16 protein-coding genes and 2 pseudogenes are annotated in these 15,037 nt (G+C 63.0%); 8 read left to right on the top strand and 10 right to left on the bottom strand.

All coding sequences use genetic code 11. The features are described 5' to 3' along the window. Positions 1-54: 54 nt before the first annotated feature. Together PHA81_RS12080 and PHA81_RS12075 are read left to right on the top strand one after the other, a co-directional pair. Positions 55-834 (top strand): AzlC family ABC transporter permease, encoded by a 780-nt coding sequence (locus tag PHA81_RS12080; RefSeq protein ID WP_273836960.1) that lies wholly within the window; start codon positions 55-57, stop codon positions 832-834. Then, positions 827-1,141, top strand: coding sequence for an AzlD domain-containing protein (locus PHA81_RS12075; protein WP_005043011.1), 315 nt, complete (start codon positions 827-829; stop codon positions 1,139-1,141). Before PHA81_RS12080 ends, PHA81_RS12075 begins: the two co-directional genes overlap by 8 nt. Before the next feature lie 26 nt (positions 1,142-1,167). On the opposite strand, the gene PHA81_RS12070 is transcribed toward PHA81_RS12075, so the two are convergent. Then, on the bottom strand, positions 1,168-2,310 hold the full coding sequence (locus PHA81_RS12070; protein ID WP_005043008.1) for an acyl-CoA dehydrogenase: 1,143 nt from the start codon (positions 2,308-2,310) through the stop codon (positions 1,168-1,170). 141 nt (positions 2,311-2,451) lie between these two features. Between PHA81_RS12070 and cysE the strand changes: the two genes are divergently transcribed. Then, on the top strand, positions 2,452-3,018 hold the full coding sequence (gene cysE / locus PHA81_RS12065; protein WP_005043006.1) for a serine O-acetyltransferase: 567 nt from the start codon (positions 2,452-2,454) through the stop codon (positions 3,016-3,018). Between the two features lie 46 nt (positions 3,019-3,064). Here the strand turns inward: cysE and PHA81_RS12060 are convergent, their stop codons facing one another. The 3 genes from PHA81_RS12060 to PHA81_RS12050 form a co-directional block, all read right to left on the bottom strand. Then, positions 3,065-3,535 (bottom strand): hypothetical protein, encoded by a 471-nt coding sequence (locus PHA81_RS12060; RefSeq protein WP_273836959.1) that lies wholly within the window; start codon positions 3,533-3,535, stop codon positions 3,065-3,067. 88 nt (positions 3,536-3,623) lie between these two features. Further along, positions 3,624-4,067 carry a hypothetical protein gene (locus PHA81_RS12055; protein WP_005043003.1) on the bottom strand — a complete coding sequence of 148 codons (444 nt, stop codon included), beginning with the start codon at positions 4,065-4,067 and terminating at the stop codon, positions 3,624-3,626. Between the two features lie 52 nt (positions 4,068-4,119). After that, entirely contained in the window at positions 4,120-4,854 is a 735-nt protein-coding gene (locus PHA81_RS12050; protein ID WP_005043000.1) for a DUF2797 domain-containing protein, read from the bottom strand. Between the two features lie 120 nt (positions 4,855-4,974). On the opposite strand from PHA81_RS12050, the gene PHA81_RS12045 reads away from it, so the two are divergent. Further along, positions 4,975-5,307 (top strand): BsuPI-related putative proteinase inhibitor, encoded by a 333-nt coding sequence (locus PHA81_RS12045; RefSeq protein ID WP_005042998.1) that lies wholly within the window; start codon positions 4,975-4,977, stop codon positions 5,305-5,307. A gap of 42 nt (positions 5,308-5,349) precedes the next feature. Here PHA81_RS12045 and PHA81_RS12040 read toward each other — a convergent pair whose 3' ends face one another. Beyond that, the gene (locus PHA81_RS12040; protein ID WP_005042996.1) at positions 5,350-6,279 is read right to left on the bottom strand and encodes an NAD-dependent epimerase/dehydratase family protein; all 930 of its coding nucleotides are present in this window, start codon (positions 6,277-6,279) and stop codon (positions 5,350-5,352) included. A 160-nt stretch (positions 6,280-6,439) separates the two neighbouring features. Between PHA81_RS12040 and PHA81_RS12035 the strand changes: the two genes are divergently transcribed. Both PHA81_RS12035 and PHA81_RS12030 read left to right on the top strand, forming a co-directional pair. Then, positions 6,440-7,072 carry a thioredoxin gene (locus PHA81_RS12035; protein WP_005042994.1) on the top strand — a complete coding sequence of 211 codons (633 nt, stop codon included), beginning with the start codon at positions 6,440-6,442 and terminating at the stop codon, positions 7,070-7,072. Positions 7,073-7,078: 6 nt separating this feature from the next. Then, positions 7,079-7,651 carry a tRNA (cytidine(56)-2'-O)-methyltransferase gene (locus PHA81_RS12030; protein WP_005042993.1) on the top strand — a complete coding sequence of 191 codons (573 nt, stop codon included), beginning with the start codon at positions 7,079-7,081 and terminating at the stop codon, positions 7,649-7,651. Between the two features lie 159 nt (positions 7,652-7,810). On the opposite strand, the pseudogene PHA81_RS12025 reads toward PHA81_RS12030, so the two are convergent. Then, positions 7,811-8,087, bottom strand: a pseudogene (locus tag PHA81_RS12025) (IS6 family transposase); the annotation flags it as partial. Here PHA81_RS12025 and PHA81_RS12020 point away from each other — a divergent pair. Then, positions 8,079-8,669 (top strand): hypothetical protein, encoded by a 591-nt coding sequence (locus tag PHA81_RS12020; RefSeq protein ID WP_005042987.1) that lies wholly within the window; start codon positions 8,079-8,081, stop codon positions 8,667-8,669. The pseudogene PHA81_RS12025 and the gene PHA81_RS12020 overlap by 9 nt on opposite strands. On the opposite strand, the pseudogene PHA81_RS12015 reads toward PHA81_RS12020, so the two are convergent. The 4 genes and pseudogenes from PHA81_RS12015 to PHA81_RS12000 all read right to left on the bottom strand — a co-directional run bounded on the left by PHA81_RS12015 (position 8,619) and on the right by PHA81_RS12000 (position 12,372). After that, positions 8,619-9,501, bottom strand: a pseudogene (locus PHA81_RS12015) (IS1595 family transposase). The gene PHA81_RS12020 and the pseudogene PHA81_RS12015 sit on opposite strands and share 51 nt — an antisense overlap. 869 nt (positions 9,502-10,370) lie before the next feature. After that, positions 10,371-11,267, bottom strand: a complete 897-nt coding sequence (locus tag PHA81_RS12010) for a hypothetical protein (protein WP_193790513.1) — start codon at positions 11,265-11,267, stop codon at positions 10,371-10,373. Between the two features lie 16 nt (positions 11,268-11,283). Continuing rightward, positions 11,284-11,898 (bottom strand): hypothetical protein, encoded by a 615-nt coding sequence (locus PHA81_RS12005; protein WP_241430323.1) that lies wholly within the window; start codon positions 11,896-11,898, stop codon positions 11,284-11,286. Positions 11,899-11,931: 33 nt separating this feature from the next. Then, a complete protein-coding gene (locus PHA81_RS12000) occupies positions 11,932-12,372 on the bottom strand; it encodes a DUF4870 domain-containing protein (RefSeq protein ID WP_005042978.1) in 441 nt (146 codons plus the stop codon). Positions 12,373-12,816: 444 nt separating this feature from the next. On the opposite strand from PHA81_RS12000, the gene PHA81_RS11995 reads away from it, so the two are divergent. Beyond that, positions 12,817-15,030 (top strand): histidine kinase N-terminal 7TM domain-containing protein, encoded by a 2,214-nt coding sequence (locus tag PHA81_RS11995; RefSeq protein WP_273836958.1) that lies wholly within the window; start codon positions 12,817-12,819, stop codon positions 15,028-15,030. Positions 15,031-15,037 lie beyond the last annotated feature (7 nt).

Raw genomic sequence — 15,037 nt, 5'->3', positions numbered from 1 at the left:
CCACGGTGCGATCGTGCGATCTCACGATGACCGTCATCGCACGAGGGGACGATCGTGGCTGACACCGACACGTCGAGGGAGCGAGCCGCGACGGACCGGGACTCGACGAACGAGACGACCCCGCGATCGACGCCTTCGAGCGAGAGAGGGGACGTCACGTTCACGCTCGCGGGCGTCCGTGAGGGGTTCGTCACCGGGTTCCCGGTCGCGACCGGCGTCGCGGGCTACGGCGTCGTCTTCGGCGTGCTCGCCGGCCGTGCCGGGCTGAGCGTCGCGGAGGCCGGGCTGATGAGCGCGACTGTGCTTGCGGGGGCCGCACAGCTCATCGCGGTCGAGCTCTGGGCAGATTCAGTCCCAGCGATCACCGTCGTCGCCACGGTCGGGATCGTCAACCTCCGGTATCTCCTGCTCGGGGCCGCGCTCCGGCCGTGGTTTCGCCACCTCTCGCCGCGTGCAGCCTACGGCAGCGTCTTCTTCACCGCCGACGAGAACTGGGCGCTCACGATCGCGACGCTCCGGGCGGGCAGCCGACGGGGTGCGTTCCTCCTCGGTAGCGGACTGATTCTCTGGGGACTGTGGATCGTCGCGACCGTCGTCGGCGTGACTGCTGGCGATCTCGTTGGCGACCCCGCACAGTACGGGCTCGACTTCGTCGTGATCGCGCTCTTCCTCACGCTCGCCGCCGGACTCTGGGAGGGTCGCGAGTCCGTCCGACCGTGGCTTGCTGCCGCTGGCGTCGCGCTCGCCACGAACGCCGTCCTTCCCGGCGAGTGGTACGTCATCGTCGGTGCGCTCGCCGGTGCTGGGATCGAGATGGTGACTCACGATGGGTAGCGCACTCGCACTCGATCCGGCAGTGCTCACCCTCGTCGCCGGGATGGCGCTCGTCACGTACGCCACCAAGGCCGGCGGGCTCTGGCTGGTGGGTCGCGTCGACCTCTCCGAACGGGCCGAAGCCGGACTCGACGTCCTTCCGGGTGCGGTCGTCGTCGCCTTCGTCGCGCCTGCGCTCGCCAAGGGCGGCGTTCCCGAGTGGATCGCCGCAGCCACCACTGTCGCGGTCGCCCGCAAAACCGGGAACCTGTTGCTGTCGCTCGCGGTCGGCGTCGGGACCGTGCTGGCGGTCAGGCAGGTCGTGTAGCGAGATCCCCAGCGGCGTTTCGGCCGTCAGTCGAGCAGTTGCTGGGCGATCGTGTTTCTGAGCACCTCGCTCGTGCCCTCGTAGATCTCGTTGAGCTTGGCGTCCCGGTAGAAGCGCTCGGCGGGGAAGTCCTTGGTGTAGCCGTAGCCGCCGTGGATCTGGATGCCCTCGTTCGCGACTTCTCTGCTGATCTCGCTGGCGTAGAGCTTCGCCTGGGAGGCTTCCTTTCTGTAGTCCTCGCCACGGATCTTCAGGTCGGCCGCCTGGTGCATCAACAGCCGGGCGGCCTGGAGCTTGGTGTCCATATCCGCGAGCTTGTGCTGGATGGTCTGGAAGTCGCTGATGGGCTGGTCGAACTGTTCGCGGTCCTGCGAATACTGGAGCGCCTCGTCGAGGGCGGCCTGGGCGATCCCCACCCCGCGGGCGGCGATCGTGATCCGACCGCCATTGAGGGTCTTGAGCGCGTGGACGAACCCGCGGCCTTCCTCGCCGAGTCGCCGTTCCTCGGGGATGCGCATTCCGTCGAAGCGCAGCTCCGCGGTCGGACAGCCCTTGTCGCCGAGCTTGTCCTCGGTCCCCTCGACGTGAAAGCCGTCGTCCTCGTCGGGACGGACGACGAACGAGGAGATCCCCTTGTTACCCGCGTCGGGATCGGTTTTCGCGAACAGGGTGACGGTGTCGGCGACCGAGCCATTGGAAATCCAGAGCTTGCCGCCGTCGACCACGTACTCGTCGCCGTCTTTCTCTGCCGTGGTCTCCATCGCGGGCACGTCGCTGCCCGCGCCCGCCTCCGAGAGCGCGAACGCGCCGATGTCTTCCCCTTCCGCGAGCGGCGTCAGGTACTCCTCTTTCTGGGATTCGGAACCGAACTCGTAGAGCATGTTGCCCGCGAGGCTGATGTGGGCGGCGACCACGGTACCGAGCCCGCCCGAACCCCGTGCGATCTCCGAGAGTCCGATCGCATAGGAGTGATAGTCGAGTCCCGCGCCGCCGTACTCCTCGGGGAACGGCATTCCCATGAGTCCCAGCTCCGCCATCTCGTCGACGAGATCGTGCGGGAACTCGTCCTCGTGGTCGATTTCGGCTGCACGGGGTTTGATCTCCTCGTCGACGAACTCCGCGACCATCTCCGCGATCTGTTTCTGCTCGGCCGACCGGCTGAAGTCCATGAACGTTCGTTCGGGCCGTGTTTCTTTACTGTTCCGCCACGGCCGCCGCTTCCCGAACAGTCGTTCGATCCACGGTATCGAGGCAAAACGGACCCACATACCGACCGCTTATCCGCCGTCGTCTCCTTGAGTCGGACACGCATGCTCTCGTTCCTCGACCGAATCCGGGAGGACGTCCGGACGGCGTTCACCAAGGACCCTGCGGCGAAGGACACGATCGAGGTGCTCCTCGCGTATCCGGGGCTCCACGCCATCTGGGCCTACCGGATCGCCAACGCGCTCTGGAAGCGCGACCACCGCCTCGCTGGACGACTCCTCTCCCATATCGCTCGCTTTCTCACCGGCGTCGAGATCCACCCAGGGGCCGAGATCGGCGATCGATTCTTCATCGATCACGGCGCGGGCATCGTGATCGGCGAGACAGCAGAGATCGGTGACGACGCCATGCTCTATCAGGGTGTGACTCTCGGTGGCGACTCGCTGGAGGACAAAAAGCGCCACCCGACCCTCGAAGACGGCGCGACCGTCGGCTCGAATGCGACGGTGTTGGGGCCCATCACCATCGGCGAGGGCGCGAGCGTCGGGGCCGGATCCGTCGTGTTGGAGTCGGTGCCGCCGAACTGCACCGTCGTCGGCAACCCCGCGAAGCTCGTCGGCGAGTGCCAAGAGGACGAATCGATCGAGCTCGGTAGCGGCTTTCCCGACTGAACGCGGCGACGATCGATCACCGGTCGTCCGTCAGGTGACGAGAGGACTACCGGGAGCGCGCCGGCGACCGATCGAGGGTCCCGGACGTGACGCCACCGGCGATCCAGCCTTCGACGGCGAACAGGCAGACCACGAACACGAGTAGTGGCACGAACAGCGTGGTCCCGGTGTAGAGCCACGGGAACCGCTCGATCCCGATCGTGTTGGCCGCGATCACGTCGTTGATCGCCCAGAACGTGCTGTCTGCGACGCGCGGCACGGCTCTGCTCATGCTCGCCCAGAGGACGGCCGCGAGCACGGCACCACCGAGTGCTCCTGCGAGACTGCCGGTACGTGCCCGCGCCCGCCAGCGACCGCCCGACCGGCGGCCGGCGACGTAGCCACAGCCGAACCCGGTAGCGAGCACCGCACCGATCGCGATCGGCCACACCGCTTCGGGCAACGCGACCGTAAGGCCGACCACGACCGCTGCGAGCACCACGCCGATGCCGGACGCGACCGCCGACCACTCGACCATGCGACGTGTAGCGTCGGCTCGCTTTTCAACTCGGCTATCGAATCTCTGCTACCGCAAAGAAAACCGCGTTGCGAATGACGACGACCGTTCAGTCTTCGAGTGCGTCGGCGATCCGTTCGAGCGTCCGGCGGACGTCGTGGACTTCGTCGCGGAGCTGGCGGAGTTCGCGGACCATCTCCTCGTTGCCGCCCTCCTCGCTGGGACCGCCAGGCCCCGCACCGGGACCGCCGCCCATCCCGCCCATGCCGCCGCCGGGACCGCCACCGCCGCCCATCATGCCGCCCATCATCTGGGCGAACGGGTTGCCGCCGCCACCCATGCCGCCGCCGGGACCGCCACCGCCGCCCATCATCTCCTCCATGCGCTCCTCGCGGCTCCGATCGTCGTCACCCTCGCGCTCGCCTTCCTCGGCGCGCTGCTCGCGGATCTCCTCGACGCGATCGCGGAAGGACTGCTCGTCCTCGCTCGCGTCGGGCTCGGTGTCCGTCTCCGTGGTGTCGACGCTTTCGTCGTCAGGTTCGTCGTTCGCCATGCGCCCGAGTTCGCCGGCCCGTCGGAAAAGCGTTCGGTGACCGGTCGCCCCCTCACTGAAACCCGGTGAGGCTGGCCTGGAGCGTCCGGTCGGTCGCGCCGGTCGTGAGTTCGTGGCCAACCAAACTCCGGAGATCGACTGCATAGGTCGTCCCGGCGTGATCGAGCACCAGCACACGACCCTTGACGCCACGCACGGTTCCGGTGAGAAGCGTCTCCGCGACTGGACGCTCGGCGAGATCGAGTTCGTCCTCGAAGGCGAACTCGTCGCGGACCTCGAACGTCGAAAGCAGTTCGTCCCAGGCCTCCACATCCACGATGTCGGCGAGTCCCCGAATTTTGGTCGGCACTCGCACCCGCTCGGTAACACCGTGGTCGTCGGCGATCGCAGTCTCGCGCTTGCGCGCGATCCGGCCGTCCGGGGCGATCTCGACGTGTGCGGCACGGTCGGCCCCCTGCTCGCGCAGCCTCGTGTCGAGTCGCTCTGATCGGGTGACGCCCACCTTGAACACCCGGGGTGCGAACGCCGCGAGGTAGATCGCGTGCTCGTCGTCGGAATCGCGGTTGTTCGCCACGGCCCACGGCACGGTGTGGAGTTCACAGTACGGCGCACGCTCGCGGTCGCACGCGATGTGCGTCTCGCCGTCGATCGTGCCTGCACAGTGACGCTCACCGAGCGTGTAGGTGAGTTTCGTCCCGGGGGCCAGCGCCTCACGGCGCACGTCGCCCGCCACGGCGATCAGGAGGGCTGGCTCGTCCGGCCGGGAATCGTAGCCGACGACCTGCACGCCGTGCGATAGGCAAGCGGTCGGCAAATCACTGCCGTTCCATCTCCGTCACTCCCGTTCCGCACTACCCGCTGCCGTCCGCCCATACGGTTTTGTCGCTCCACACCGAACCCCTGCGCCATGACGCTCACCGGAACGCTCGACACCCGGACGGACGAGGATCGAGTCGCGTTCGTCTTCACCGTCGAAAACGAGGGTAGCGAGCCCGCGACGCTCTCCTTTCGTGACTCCTGCACCGCGGACTTCGCGGTACTCGACGGCGACGACGAGCGCTGGCGGTGGTCACAGGGACGGATGTTCACCCAGGCGCTCCAATCCCAAGAGCTCGCACCCGGTGAGACCGTCACCTACGAGGGCGAATGGGGGAGTCCAGACACGGGCACCCACACCGTCGTAGCGACCCTCGAAGCCGAGAATCACGACTGCGAAGCACGAACCGAGCTTACGATCTGAGTCGATCGGCTCGGCGGCGCGTTTGGGCCCGTTCTATGGCGTTCAGGTCAGCTCCGCGATGAGCTCGCGCGCACCGCGCCGGACCGCTTCGTCGCTCGACAGTTCGGGCGACCACCCGAGCGCGGCGAGCTTCTCGACCGAGAGACGCATCCGGGGAACGTCCCCGGTCCAGCCGCGGTCGCCGCCGGTGTAGGCGTACTCTGGATCGAGCCCCATCTCGTCGGCGACGATGTCCGCGATCCGGGTGACCGAGGTCGTGGTCCGCGTTCCGAGGTTGTAGGTGTTCATCGACTGGTCGGCGTGTTCGACAACGTGCTGGATGGCCTCGACGCAGTCCGTGACGTGGAGGTAGGACTTCTCCTGGCGGCCGTCGCCGAGGATCTCCAACTCACTGGGATCGTCGTCGAGCTTCTCGATGAAATCCGGCACGACGTTGCCGCGCTGGTGTGGCCCGACGATGTTCGCAAAGCGGAACAGCCACACCGTGAAGTCGTGGGAGTGAGCGTACGTCGAGAGGATGCCCTCGTCGGCGAGTTTGCTCGCGCCGTAGATGCTGATGGGTTCGAGCGGGGCGTAATCCTCGGGCGTCGGCATCGGCGCTTCGCCGTACACCGTCGACGAGGAGGTGAAGGCGATGTTCGAGACCCCGACCTCGTGCATGCGTTCGAGGACGTTGTACGTCATCGCGCCGTTCTCCTCGAACAGCTGGCGGGGGTTCGCGTAGTTGGTGTCGGTGTACGCCGCGAAGTGGAACACGCCGTCGAGATCGTCGGTGACGACCCGTGCCACGTCGTCGGGATCGGTCATGTCGGCTTCGACGAATTCGGTCCCATCGGGAACCCGCTCACGATCGCCTTTCGAGAGGTCGTCCGCGACGATCACCTCGTTGTCATCGGCGAGTCGTGCCGCGAGATGCGAGCCCACGAGACCCGCCCCGCCGGTCACGAGCAGCCGTTTGCCGGAACAATCCATATCCCGGATGCCGAGCCACCGAGTATGTGTCTTCCGATCCCGCGAGCGTTCGCCTCGCGACGGTGTCGCGGGATTTATGGCCGCTGCGGTGAAAGAACGACCAATGGAACCATCCCGAGGATCGGTCGCAGATTCTTCGAACGGGACTCGGCCGCCGTCGATGAATCGCCGCCGAGCGCTGCTCGGGGTCGCCGGCCTCGCCACGACCGCGCTCGCCGGCTGTCTCGGTGGCGGTGCGTCGGGAGGCTCCGGGAGTTCGGGCAACGCGAGCGGCCAGAGCGGCGATGCGCTCCCGGCCCCGGTCAAGGGCGACGCCGAGGCGAGCGTGACCGTCGCGGTCTTCGAGGACTTCGCGTGTTCGCACTGCCGGACGTACAACGTCGATGTCCTGCCACAGATCCAGTCCGAGTACATCGACTCCGGCACGATCCGGTACGAACACTGGGACATGCCCGTCGTCAACGACCAGTCGAACTACGCGGCGAACGCCGCCCGCGCGGTGCAGGACCGTACCGACGACGCGGCGTTCTGGCGGTACGCCGGTCTGCTCTTCGAGAATCAGTCGTCACTCGGCGAGGAGCTCTACGGCTCGCTGGCGAACCAGCTCGATCTCGAAGCCGAGCCCGTCCGCACCGCCGCGATGAACCAGTCGTACGAATCGACGGTCATGGGGAATCGCGACCAGGGCGAGCAGCGCGGCGTGACCGGGACGCCGACGGTCTTCGTCAACGACACCGCCGTCTCCGGGTACTCCTTCGACGCGATCAGCTCGGCCATCGAGTCGGCACGATAGCACGCCATGCAGGACGAACCCCCGGTCTGGGTGCTCCGGCTCGGCCATCGACCGGGCCGCGACGAACGGATGAGCACCCACGTCGGTCTGACTGCGCGCGCACTCGGGGCTGATCGGGTGATCTTCGCCGGCAGCGCCGACGGACCAAAAGAGACGGTCTCCGACATCACCGAGCGCTTCGGCGGCCCGTTCGACGTCGAGATACGCGACTCGTACCGACCGTTGCTCCGCGAGTGGGACGGACAGATGGTTCATCTCACGATGTACGGTCTCCCGATCGAGGACTGTGCGCCCGACATCCGGACCGCCCACCGCTCCGCACCGCTACTCGTGGTCGTCGGTGCGGAGAAAGTCGCTGGAGAGGTGTACGACGCCGCCGACTGGAACGTCGGGGTCACCAACCAGCCCCACTCCGAGGTCGCCTCGCTCGCCGTCTTCCTCGATCGACTGTTCGAGGGCCGCGAGCTCGATCGGGAGTGGGAGGACGCCGAGCGAACGGTCGTCCCGCAGGAGCGTGGCAAACGTGTCGTGAATCCGGACGACTCGTCGACCGCCGAGCGGACGGAGCGATCGGAGTAACGCGACGGCTGACCACACTCGAAGAGCGTGATCGTACCGTAATGCGACGCTCAGCTCCCTCGAAGAAGTCGTTCGAAAACGGCGTCTCGACCGTTCGCCACTCCGGCTCACGGCGGTTCCGAAACCGCATATACGGATCGGTGGACGGGAGGGTAGTGTTCAGATACGCAGATTCCATGCGACGGCGAACGATCGTAACCACTCGTCGGCAGTTGCTGCGCCGGCATGACTGAAACAGTTCGAGAACGAGGAGATGCGTCGTTTTCCCTCGCGGAAGACACGTTCGACGGCGTTACGATTTCCGTGTCGTTCGGAGCGGAAGTCGAGGCCGTCGGCGGCGGCAGGCTTCGTGTAGCGGTGTCGCGCCGTCGACGAGAAACGTGGCGTCGTCGACGTGGTGTTTCTCACGAAGTTCGGCGAAGAAGCCATGAGCGAGAGCGTGCTTGCCGACGGCCTCCAGAACCGAGCAGACGCGATGTTCCTCGATCACACCAGTGGCGACGATGCCGACTCCGACGGGAACACCGACGACGATTCAGAGCGTGGGCCGGTCAAAAGCGTCCTCCGGGTGGTCATTTTCGGCCCACTACTCGTCCTCGGAGTCGTGCTTTTACCTGTTGTAATCGTCTTGACCGTGATCGCAGGTCCTCCAAATCAGATCATTGGCATGGCGCTCTCGGTGATCGCCGTTTTCATGAAGTACCTCAGCCGGTTTGCGGTCTCGATCCTCTCACGGGCTCGGGAGTCCGTCACCGACCGCACTGCTGCAACGGTCATCGGTTCACCGATGGCGCTGGCCAGCGCGCTTCGCACCCTTGACGACCGGATCGCCGAAACGCCTTCCGAAGACCTCCGTGAGTCCTCAAGTCTCTCGACGCTTTCGATTCTTCCGCTTGAGCCTGTTGAAGCGACCGTGTTCGTCCCTTCGGAAGTGGATGGGATCAAACAATCGATAAACACGGTACGCTCATCCCGATACATCGTAACACAGCAGTTTCTCGAACCAGTCGTCCGGTGAGTTGAGTTTCAGTCCGCGGAAGCCGAGGTGTTTCTGGAGGTGATGTTTCGAGACACCTCGGTACTTCGCCAACCACTGGCGAAGGAAGCTGTGGCGGTTCTCACACGTGTTTGTGTGGGCGTCACCGATCACGTAGGTGTCGGAGTGGGTGACGGCCAGATGGCCGTCCACTCCCTCTTGTCTTCGATGTCATCGTAGATCGTGTAGCCGTCAGTGCAGAGAATGACGCTTCCGTCGCCGTATTCGGAGATATTCTCATCGGCGTCTTGTAGATCCTTACACACCAGAAATCGAACTCGTCCGTCATCCCGACGGACGAGTGTCAGGACAGGTAGTTTGTCTGACGTGAAGGTTCCGCGCCCCTTTTTGAGAGTCCGCGCTCGCGCGGACTCCCTTCCTCGTCTTCGATTCCTTTCTCTCCAGCAGTCACGTAGACCTCGTCGGCTTCACACACGTCGTAGAGGTCGAATTCGTCGATTTCACCGCTCACATCCTGGACTTTGTGAACGAAGTTGAGGATGGCCTCGTAGTCTCGATCGAGGTCCCGGGCGATCTGAGCGGTCGGCTCAGATCGCATCTCCTTGACGATGTCGAACATCTCTTCGAGGCCGAACCGATGCTGGCCGAAGAGCGTGTGCGTGAGGTCGTTGAAATAGGTCTCGCACGCCTTACACCAGTATTGCTGGGCGTCTTTGCCGGTCGTCCCCCGCTTGACAACAGCATCTTTCTCGCAGTGGACGCACGTCACCGTCTCGCCGAACCGGGCGAGACGGAGACGCTCGAAGCATCGCTCACGCGGTGGGAGGAAGACCCAAGCTGACTCCTCGTCCATCGTTGATCGCCATGTGATTCGCCAGTAGGATCGATGTTACGGTCTGTCGAGATGAGCGTACAACGTTTGGCGGTTGGTGGACCTGCTGGTGAAGATTGCCATCGACGGTGAGAACCGCACGTACGCACCGCGGGTGGATGCCAACCAGTTTCTGACCGTGGCGAAGCAGTACCACGGGCTCGATCCGCCTGACTGAGGCTCGGCCGTCCCCTGTGACCGCCCGTTCGTGAGCGGCAGCTCTATTGGACGCTTATTTGTTTCACGCTTTGAGACACTGATCCTGAAATCACGACCCGATTCCGCTCGGGGCTCATTTTCCACAGCAAGAAACCGGCTGCAACGAACATCCATTCCGTGCATTCAGCACCAACCTAGCCGACATCAGCCTCGAAGGAATCCTCGCTGACGAACCGCTGGTCGCTTCAACCGAGTTCGATCCCGACAGCTACGAGCCCCGAATCCTCCGCGTCCTGTGTGAGGAGAGTCGGTATCCACCGACGGTCGAAACCGCTCGACTGGATATTCGCTGGTTTGCGAGTGGCGACTTCTCGATACACTACGTCGAAACGACGGCCGCAGACCACTGGGAATGTCGATGGAATCGTCACCTGAACCCTCACAATGCACGCCTCCACTTTCATCAACCGCCAGCAGGAGACGAGATCATCGATCTCACATGGACCTCGTTGCATCCGATCGATGTCGTGTCGACAGTTGTTGCTGCAATTGAACAGCGGATCGAACAACACTGGTCAGTAGACTGATCGTGACTTTGTCTACTCTGGACTATCTTCTCCATCATGCCATCGGTATCCCGTGCGTGATTTGTGGGAACTGACGAAATAACAGTGGCACAGGGCCACCAGACGTTACTCTCGTTCGTACTCAACGAGTTCGATCCGCTGTTCGAGGTTTCCGTTCTCGTCATAGAAGGCGACATAGGGTGCGCTGCTGAACGCCTGTTGGGTGCAGGTCTCCTGGGTAAGCGTCTCGTTCACCCGCGACTCGATGACGTAGCAGTCAACGCCGGCATACGAGTCGGTCCCAGTGACCTCAATATGCATCGATCCCTCAGCCGATTGCTGTGAGAACTCGTTGCCGACCTGGAGGTCTTCGCCGCCGCTGAGCATCCCAGCAGTCACCCCTCCGAGTCGGATCGCAGTGAGGTACGCGTAGGCGGGCGAGGTGGCAATCTGTGGTTCGACCTCACCGACCGGTCCGGTGACGGTCGACTCGAAGGATTCCTCGCCAAGGTCGTACTGGAAGCTCACCGTCGCCTGTCCGTTCGAGACCTCTGTGGTTTCAAAGCTCATGCTCCCAGTACCCTCCTCGGCCGACTCGATCTCGAAGACATACCGCCCCGGCTTCGAGAGGTTGAACCACTCTTCTTTACCATCCAGCGCAGTGCTGGCTGAGGAACTGTCCGCACCGCTACTCTTGGAAGGGGTGTCGTCGGCTGCACTGTCATTTGACGAGATAGCATCGGACGACTGGTCGCCTCCATCGTTAGCCTCACTGTCGCCACCATTGGCTGTAGCGGTCATGTCGTCACCTTCGGCATCGTCGTCAGCCCCATCCCCGCTCGGAGTGTTGGCCTCAGCGACGCCATCGCCCGCATTGTCGTTCCCGCTGTCGCCGCCGAGACCGCTGATGCCGGCACAGCCCGCAAGGACCACCGCGAAGGCCAGTACTAGGGTCGTAAGCACCCGTGCATTCCGGGGTGTTCGTCCGTCAATCCCCTGTCCGTTTGCTTTGTCGTGTTGCATTGTCGTCTATCCGTAGTTAGACCGCTCCGAGGGCGAACGACTCGATGATCCGCACGGCGACCGCTTCGAGCCGATCGTCGTCGTTCCAGTCCACCCCGAGGGTGTAGCCAGTCGTGCCGTCGAGAACGAAGAGATACGCGAGCTGCCAGCGCTGGTCGCACATCCCGTTCCGATAGGCGTACTCGACCGCCCGGCCGGTTTCGCCGCTTTCGAGCGCGATGTCCCGACGGTCAAGTGCCTCGACAGCCCGGACGTGTTCGTCGGCCGCGAGACCGTCGATAAAAGCTGCGACGTACTCCCCGAGCGTGAGATCGAGTCCCTCATCGACGTATACTACTGCTCCCGCCGAGCCAACTCGGGCACCGAACGACGCCCCGCCTGGTGCCTCCGGCTCGACCGTCCAGTCTACGGGATGAGTGACCTGATAGCCGTACTCGTCGTCGGTGTACGTCTTGAACGTTAGTTCCCCGTCCGATCCGTCTTCGTCCGCACCGCCGTCACTGTCGATTCCATCTCCGCTGTTGTCGGATCGACCGTTGCCGGAACGTTGAGCGGCGTTCGCGCGCATCGCTCTCGTGGCGATGGTCCGACGCGCTCGCCCGTTGTATGGTCGTTCGGTTGTATCCGTCATTTCTCCTCCTGGTTCGTGGTCGTTCATCTCTTCTCAGACCAACTTATCGGCGATGCCCGCCGCCACCGGAAGGCGGGGTGTCTCACCCTGGTAGGCCTTGACCAGCAGGTAGACCCACGCGGCGAACCCACCGACGGCAACAACGAGCCACACAAGTCCGAGGATCAGCGAGAACAGACTCCCGACGAGGAACATGCCCGAACTGCTGCCGAACGATGCTACCGATACAACCGTCCCAAAGAAGGTGAGGGCGATGTACGTCACAATGAGCAGACCGTTGAACGCCATGCTCTGAGCGGCGTGCCACCGCACGAATCGGTCATCCTTCTCGATCAGGAAGAAGATCAGTCCCGACACGATGCCGAACAGGTATGATAGTGCCCCCGCGACGTTGCTGTCTAGTCCCGATTCGCTCTCCGCAGCCGGTGCCGCGGGCTCTTGTTCGATGTCGATATCTTGTGTGCTGCTTGCCATTGGTTTTCTCCGTGTTTCGTTTGCTGTCTTTCGTTCGTCCGCACAAACGGCGGCGGGTTCGTCCGCTCACAACTATGGAAAGGAGTGACACCAGATTATAGTCACCGAGTAGATTTGTCTCAACACCTGAAACCGTCTCACGGCCTGAGACAGTTTTGTTTGGTGAGTTTCCCTCGCTGCTCTCGTGACTCGTGCTGGAGCCGTCTACGGCGAGCAATAGTAGCGCTCGAAGAATCGGCCCATCGACGATTTGGTCTGATTCGTGAGTTTAGAGAATCGATGAACGGTCGGGCCCGATCTCGCATCATACAGGAACTAGTAGCTTTCACTTGTATCACACAGTCATCCAGTAGTTATAGGTAGTTAGACACACGAGTATGGTAGAAGGATTCAGTGCGATGAGAACCGATTCAGTACAGTCCGGCTAGGAGACGGGAGCCCCTGATGACTCTTTTAGCGGTTGTGTATGTTGCGCTGCTCGCCCTCTCAGCTGCGATCACTGGCGGGCTAGCGGTCTACGCGTGGCGTCGCCAGGACGAACCCGGAGCAGTCCCGTTTGCCGGGTTGATGGCAGCTACGTCCGTCTGGACGGTCTGTGCGGCCGCGACACTACTGGCGCGCGACCCAGGGGTACATCTACTCATCGAGCAAGGACAGTGGGCCGCGACCGTATTCGTCCCGGTCTTCTGGGTGCTGTTTGCCCTGACGTACACCGGTCACGACGAACTCGTCTCGGGACGAACTGTGCTGTTGCTATCGATAATTCCGGTGGTGTCACTCGCACTGGGACTGACGAACCCGTTACACGGTCTCGTCTGGACGGACACCCGCGTCTACGTCGCCAGCGGCGTCGCAATCGCTACCAGACTGCCCGGTGATTGGTACGGGGTGTTTGTGATCTACGCTTACGCGCTCATCGGCACCGGAACATTGTTGATACTCAGATTAGTGTTCGTCTCCGATTACCTCTTTACTGATCAGGCAGTCCTACTGGTCGTCGGAACGATCGTTCCACTGGTCGGCAACGCGGTATCTGTGACCGAAGTGACGCCGTTGCCGGGAATCGATGTCACACCGTTTGCGTTCACCGTCACGGGTCTCACGTTTGGATACGCACTGTTTCGTCGTCGGTTGTTCGAGTTGGTGCCTGCGACCCGCCGGTTGGGACGCGATACCGCCATCGCCACCCTCGACGACGGTATACTCATTCTCGACAGCAACTATCACGTCATCTATCTCAATCCCGAAGCCGCCGATATCCTCGACTGTAATCCCCGAGAAGTACTCAGTGCACCGGCAGCAAACCTCATTGACACTTCCGTCATCGAGTTCGATGTGCCGGATGCGCTCGCTGAACTCCATATCGATGGGCGATTCTACGAGGCGCGGTCATCTACGATCACGGACCGGCGTGACCGCGAAATCGGACACACGCTCGTCCTCCACGACATCACCGCGCGCAAGCGCCGCGAGCACCGCCTTCGAAAACAGCGTGACGAGCTCGCACAGCTCGATCACCTCAACGAGGCCATCCGTGACAGTACTCAAGCGTTCGTGAGTGCTACCAGCAGGAACGCCATTGAGACCGTCGTTTGTGACCGACTGACTGCCTCGTCCCTGTACACCGAAGCGAGTATGGTCGTCGACCCAACCGATGAAATCGTTGCCGGTGATGGCGGTGAGAAAATCGAGGGTACTGACACACCGATAGTGATTCCCACAACGGGATCCACTTCAGAGTCCGTTCCGTCGGGTTCCGAGGCACTGCCCGACATTCTCGATACCGAACACGGCTCGTGGGCGGTTGTCCCATTGAGATACGGCCAATCGATCTACGGTACGCTCGTTCTCTACACGACGCGCTCCGACGCGTTCGAGTCACGAGAGCTCACGGTTCTCGGCCAGTTCGGCGATACGATTAGTCAAGCCATCAATGCCGTCGAGAACCAACGGCTGCTGCTCGCCGACACTGTGACCGAACTCACGTTTCGGTGCCCCGACGCCGCGCTCGCGGAAGTCACGAGGAAAGCCGGCTGTCGTCTCTCTCTCAAAGGACTCGTGCCCACGAGTGATAGTGAAATGCTCCTCTACTACCACGCCATGGATGGCTCCGCACAACACGCTGTGGACACCGCGTCAGGGATCGACGGAATCGACGGTACCCGGGTAGTCGATGACGCAGACGACATGGTCGAGTTCACACTGACGGATCGGTCGGCACTACTGGCACTCTCGGAAGGCGGAGCGAACGTCCGTACTGCGGAGGCCGACGAGGGAGAGTATCGGGTGGTCGCCGAGGTCGCTCCAAAGAAGGATATTCGGGCACTCACGGAGCACATCCGCGAATACTGTCCGAGAGCGACGCTGGCCGCAAAACGTGACCTCGACCGCCCGGTAGAGACGGATCAACAGGATGCGCTCCCTGACGATACTCTTGACGAACTCACCGACCGTCAGCGAGAAGTGCTGGAGGCTGCCTATCGCGCTGGATACTTCCGGTGGCCCCGCGATCGGACTGCGGAGGAAGTCGCCGAATCGATCACTGTTAGTTCACCGACTCTCCACAAACATCTCCGGCGCGCAGAAGAACAGCTACTGGATAGCCTGTTCGACCAGAACGACGACACCGATCGACCACGAAAACGGGAGAGTGAGTGAACGCAAT

The sequence above is a fragment of the Halococcus sp. PRR34 genome (genome assembly GCF_028617175.1).
Lineage (GTDB): Archaea > Halobacteriota > Halobacteria > Halobacteriales > Halococcaceae > Halococcus > Halococcus salifodinae.
The sequence above is the reverse complement of the archived record's forward strand: the minus strand, read 5'-3'. Positions and strand labels throughout refer to the sequence as shown.

Bases quoted from the DNA above. Each gene is read 5' to 3' on its own strand.
- PHA81_RS12040 (WP_005042996.1), bottom strand. From the start codon at position 6,279: ATGGATTGTTCCGGCAAACGGCTGCTCGTGACCGGCGGGGCGGGTCTC.
- PHA81_RS12035 (WP_005042994.1), top strand. From the start codon at position 6,440: ATGAATCGCCGCCGAGCGCTGCTCGGGGTCGCCGGCCTCGCCACGACC.
- PHA81_RS12060 (WP_273836959.1), bottom strand. From the start codon at position 3,535: ATGGTCGAGTGGTCGGCGGTCGCGTCCGGCATCGGCGTGGTGCTCGCA.
- PHA81_RS12005 (WP_241430323.1), bottom strand. From the start codon at position 11,898: ATGACGGATACAACCGAACGACCATACAACGGGCGAGCGCGTCGGACC.
- PHA81_RS12055 (WP_005043003.1), bottom strand. From the start codon at position 4,067: ATGGCGAACGACGAACCTGACGACGAAAGCGTCGACACCACGGAGACG.
- PHA81_RS12070 (WP_005043008.1), bottom strand. From the start codon at position 2,310: ATGGACTTCAGCCGGTCGGCCGAGCAGAAACAGATCGCGGAGATGGTC.
- PHA81_RS12010 (WP_193790513.1), bottom strand. From the start codon at position 11,267: ATGCAACACGACAAAGCAAACGGACAGGGGATTGACGGACGAACACCC.
- PHA81_RS12020 (WP_005042987.1), top strand. From the start codon at position 8,079: ATGAGCGAGAGCGTGCTTGCCGACGGCCTCCAGAACCGAGCAGACGCG.
- PHA81_RS11995 (WP_273836958.1), top strand. From the start codon at position 12,817: ATGACTCTTTTAGCGGTTGTGTATGTTGCGCTGCTCGCCCTCTCAGCT.
- cysE (WP_005043006.1), top strand. From the start codon at position 2,452: ATGCTCTCGTTCCTCGACCGAATCCGGGAGGACGTCCGGACGGCGTTC.
- PHA81_RS12030 (WP_005042993.1), top strand. From the start codon at position 7,079: ATGCAGGACGAACCCCCGGTCTGGGTGCTCCGGCTCGGCCATCGACCG.
- PHA81_RS12075 (WP_005043011.1), top strand. From the start codon at position 827: ATGGGTAGCGCACTCGCACTCGATCCGGCAGTGCTCACCCTCGTCGCC.
- PHA81_RS12000 (WP_005042978.1), bottom strand. From the start codon at position 12,372: ATGGCAAGCAGCACACAAGATATCGACATCGAACAAGAGCCCGCGGCA.
- PHA81_RS12045 (WP_005042998.1), top strand. From the start codon at position 4,975: ATGACGCTCACCGGAACGCTCGACACCCGGACGGACGAGGATCGAGTC.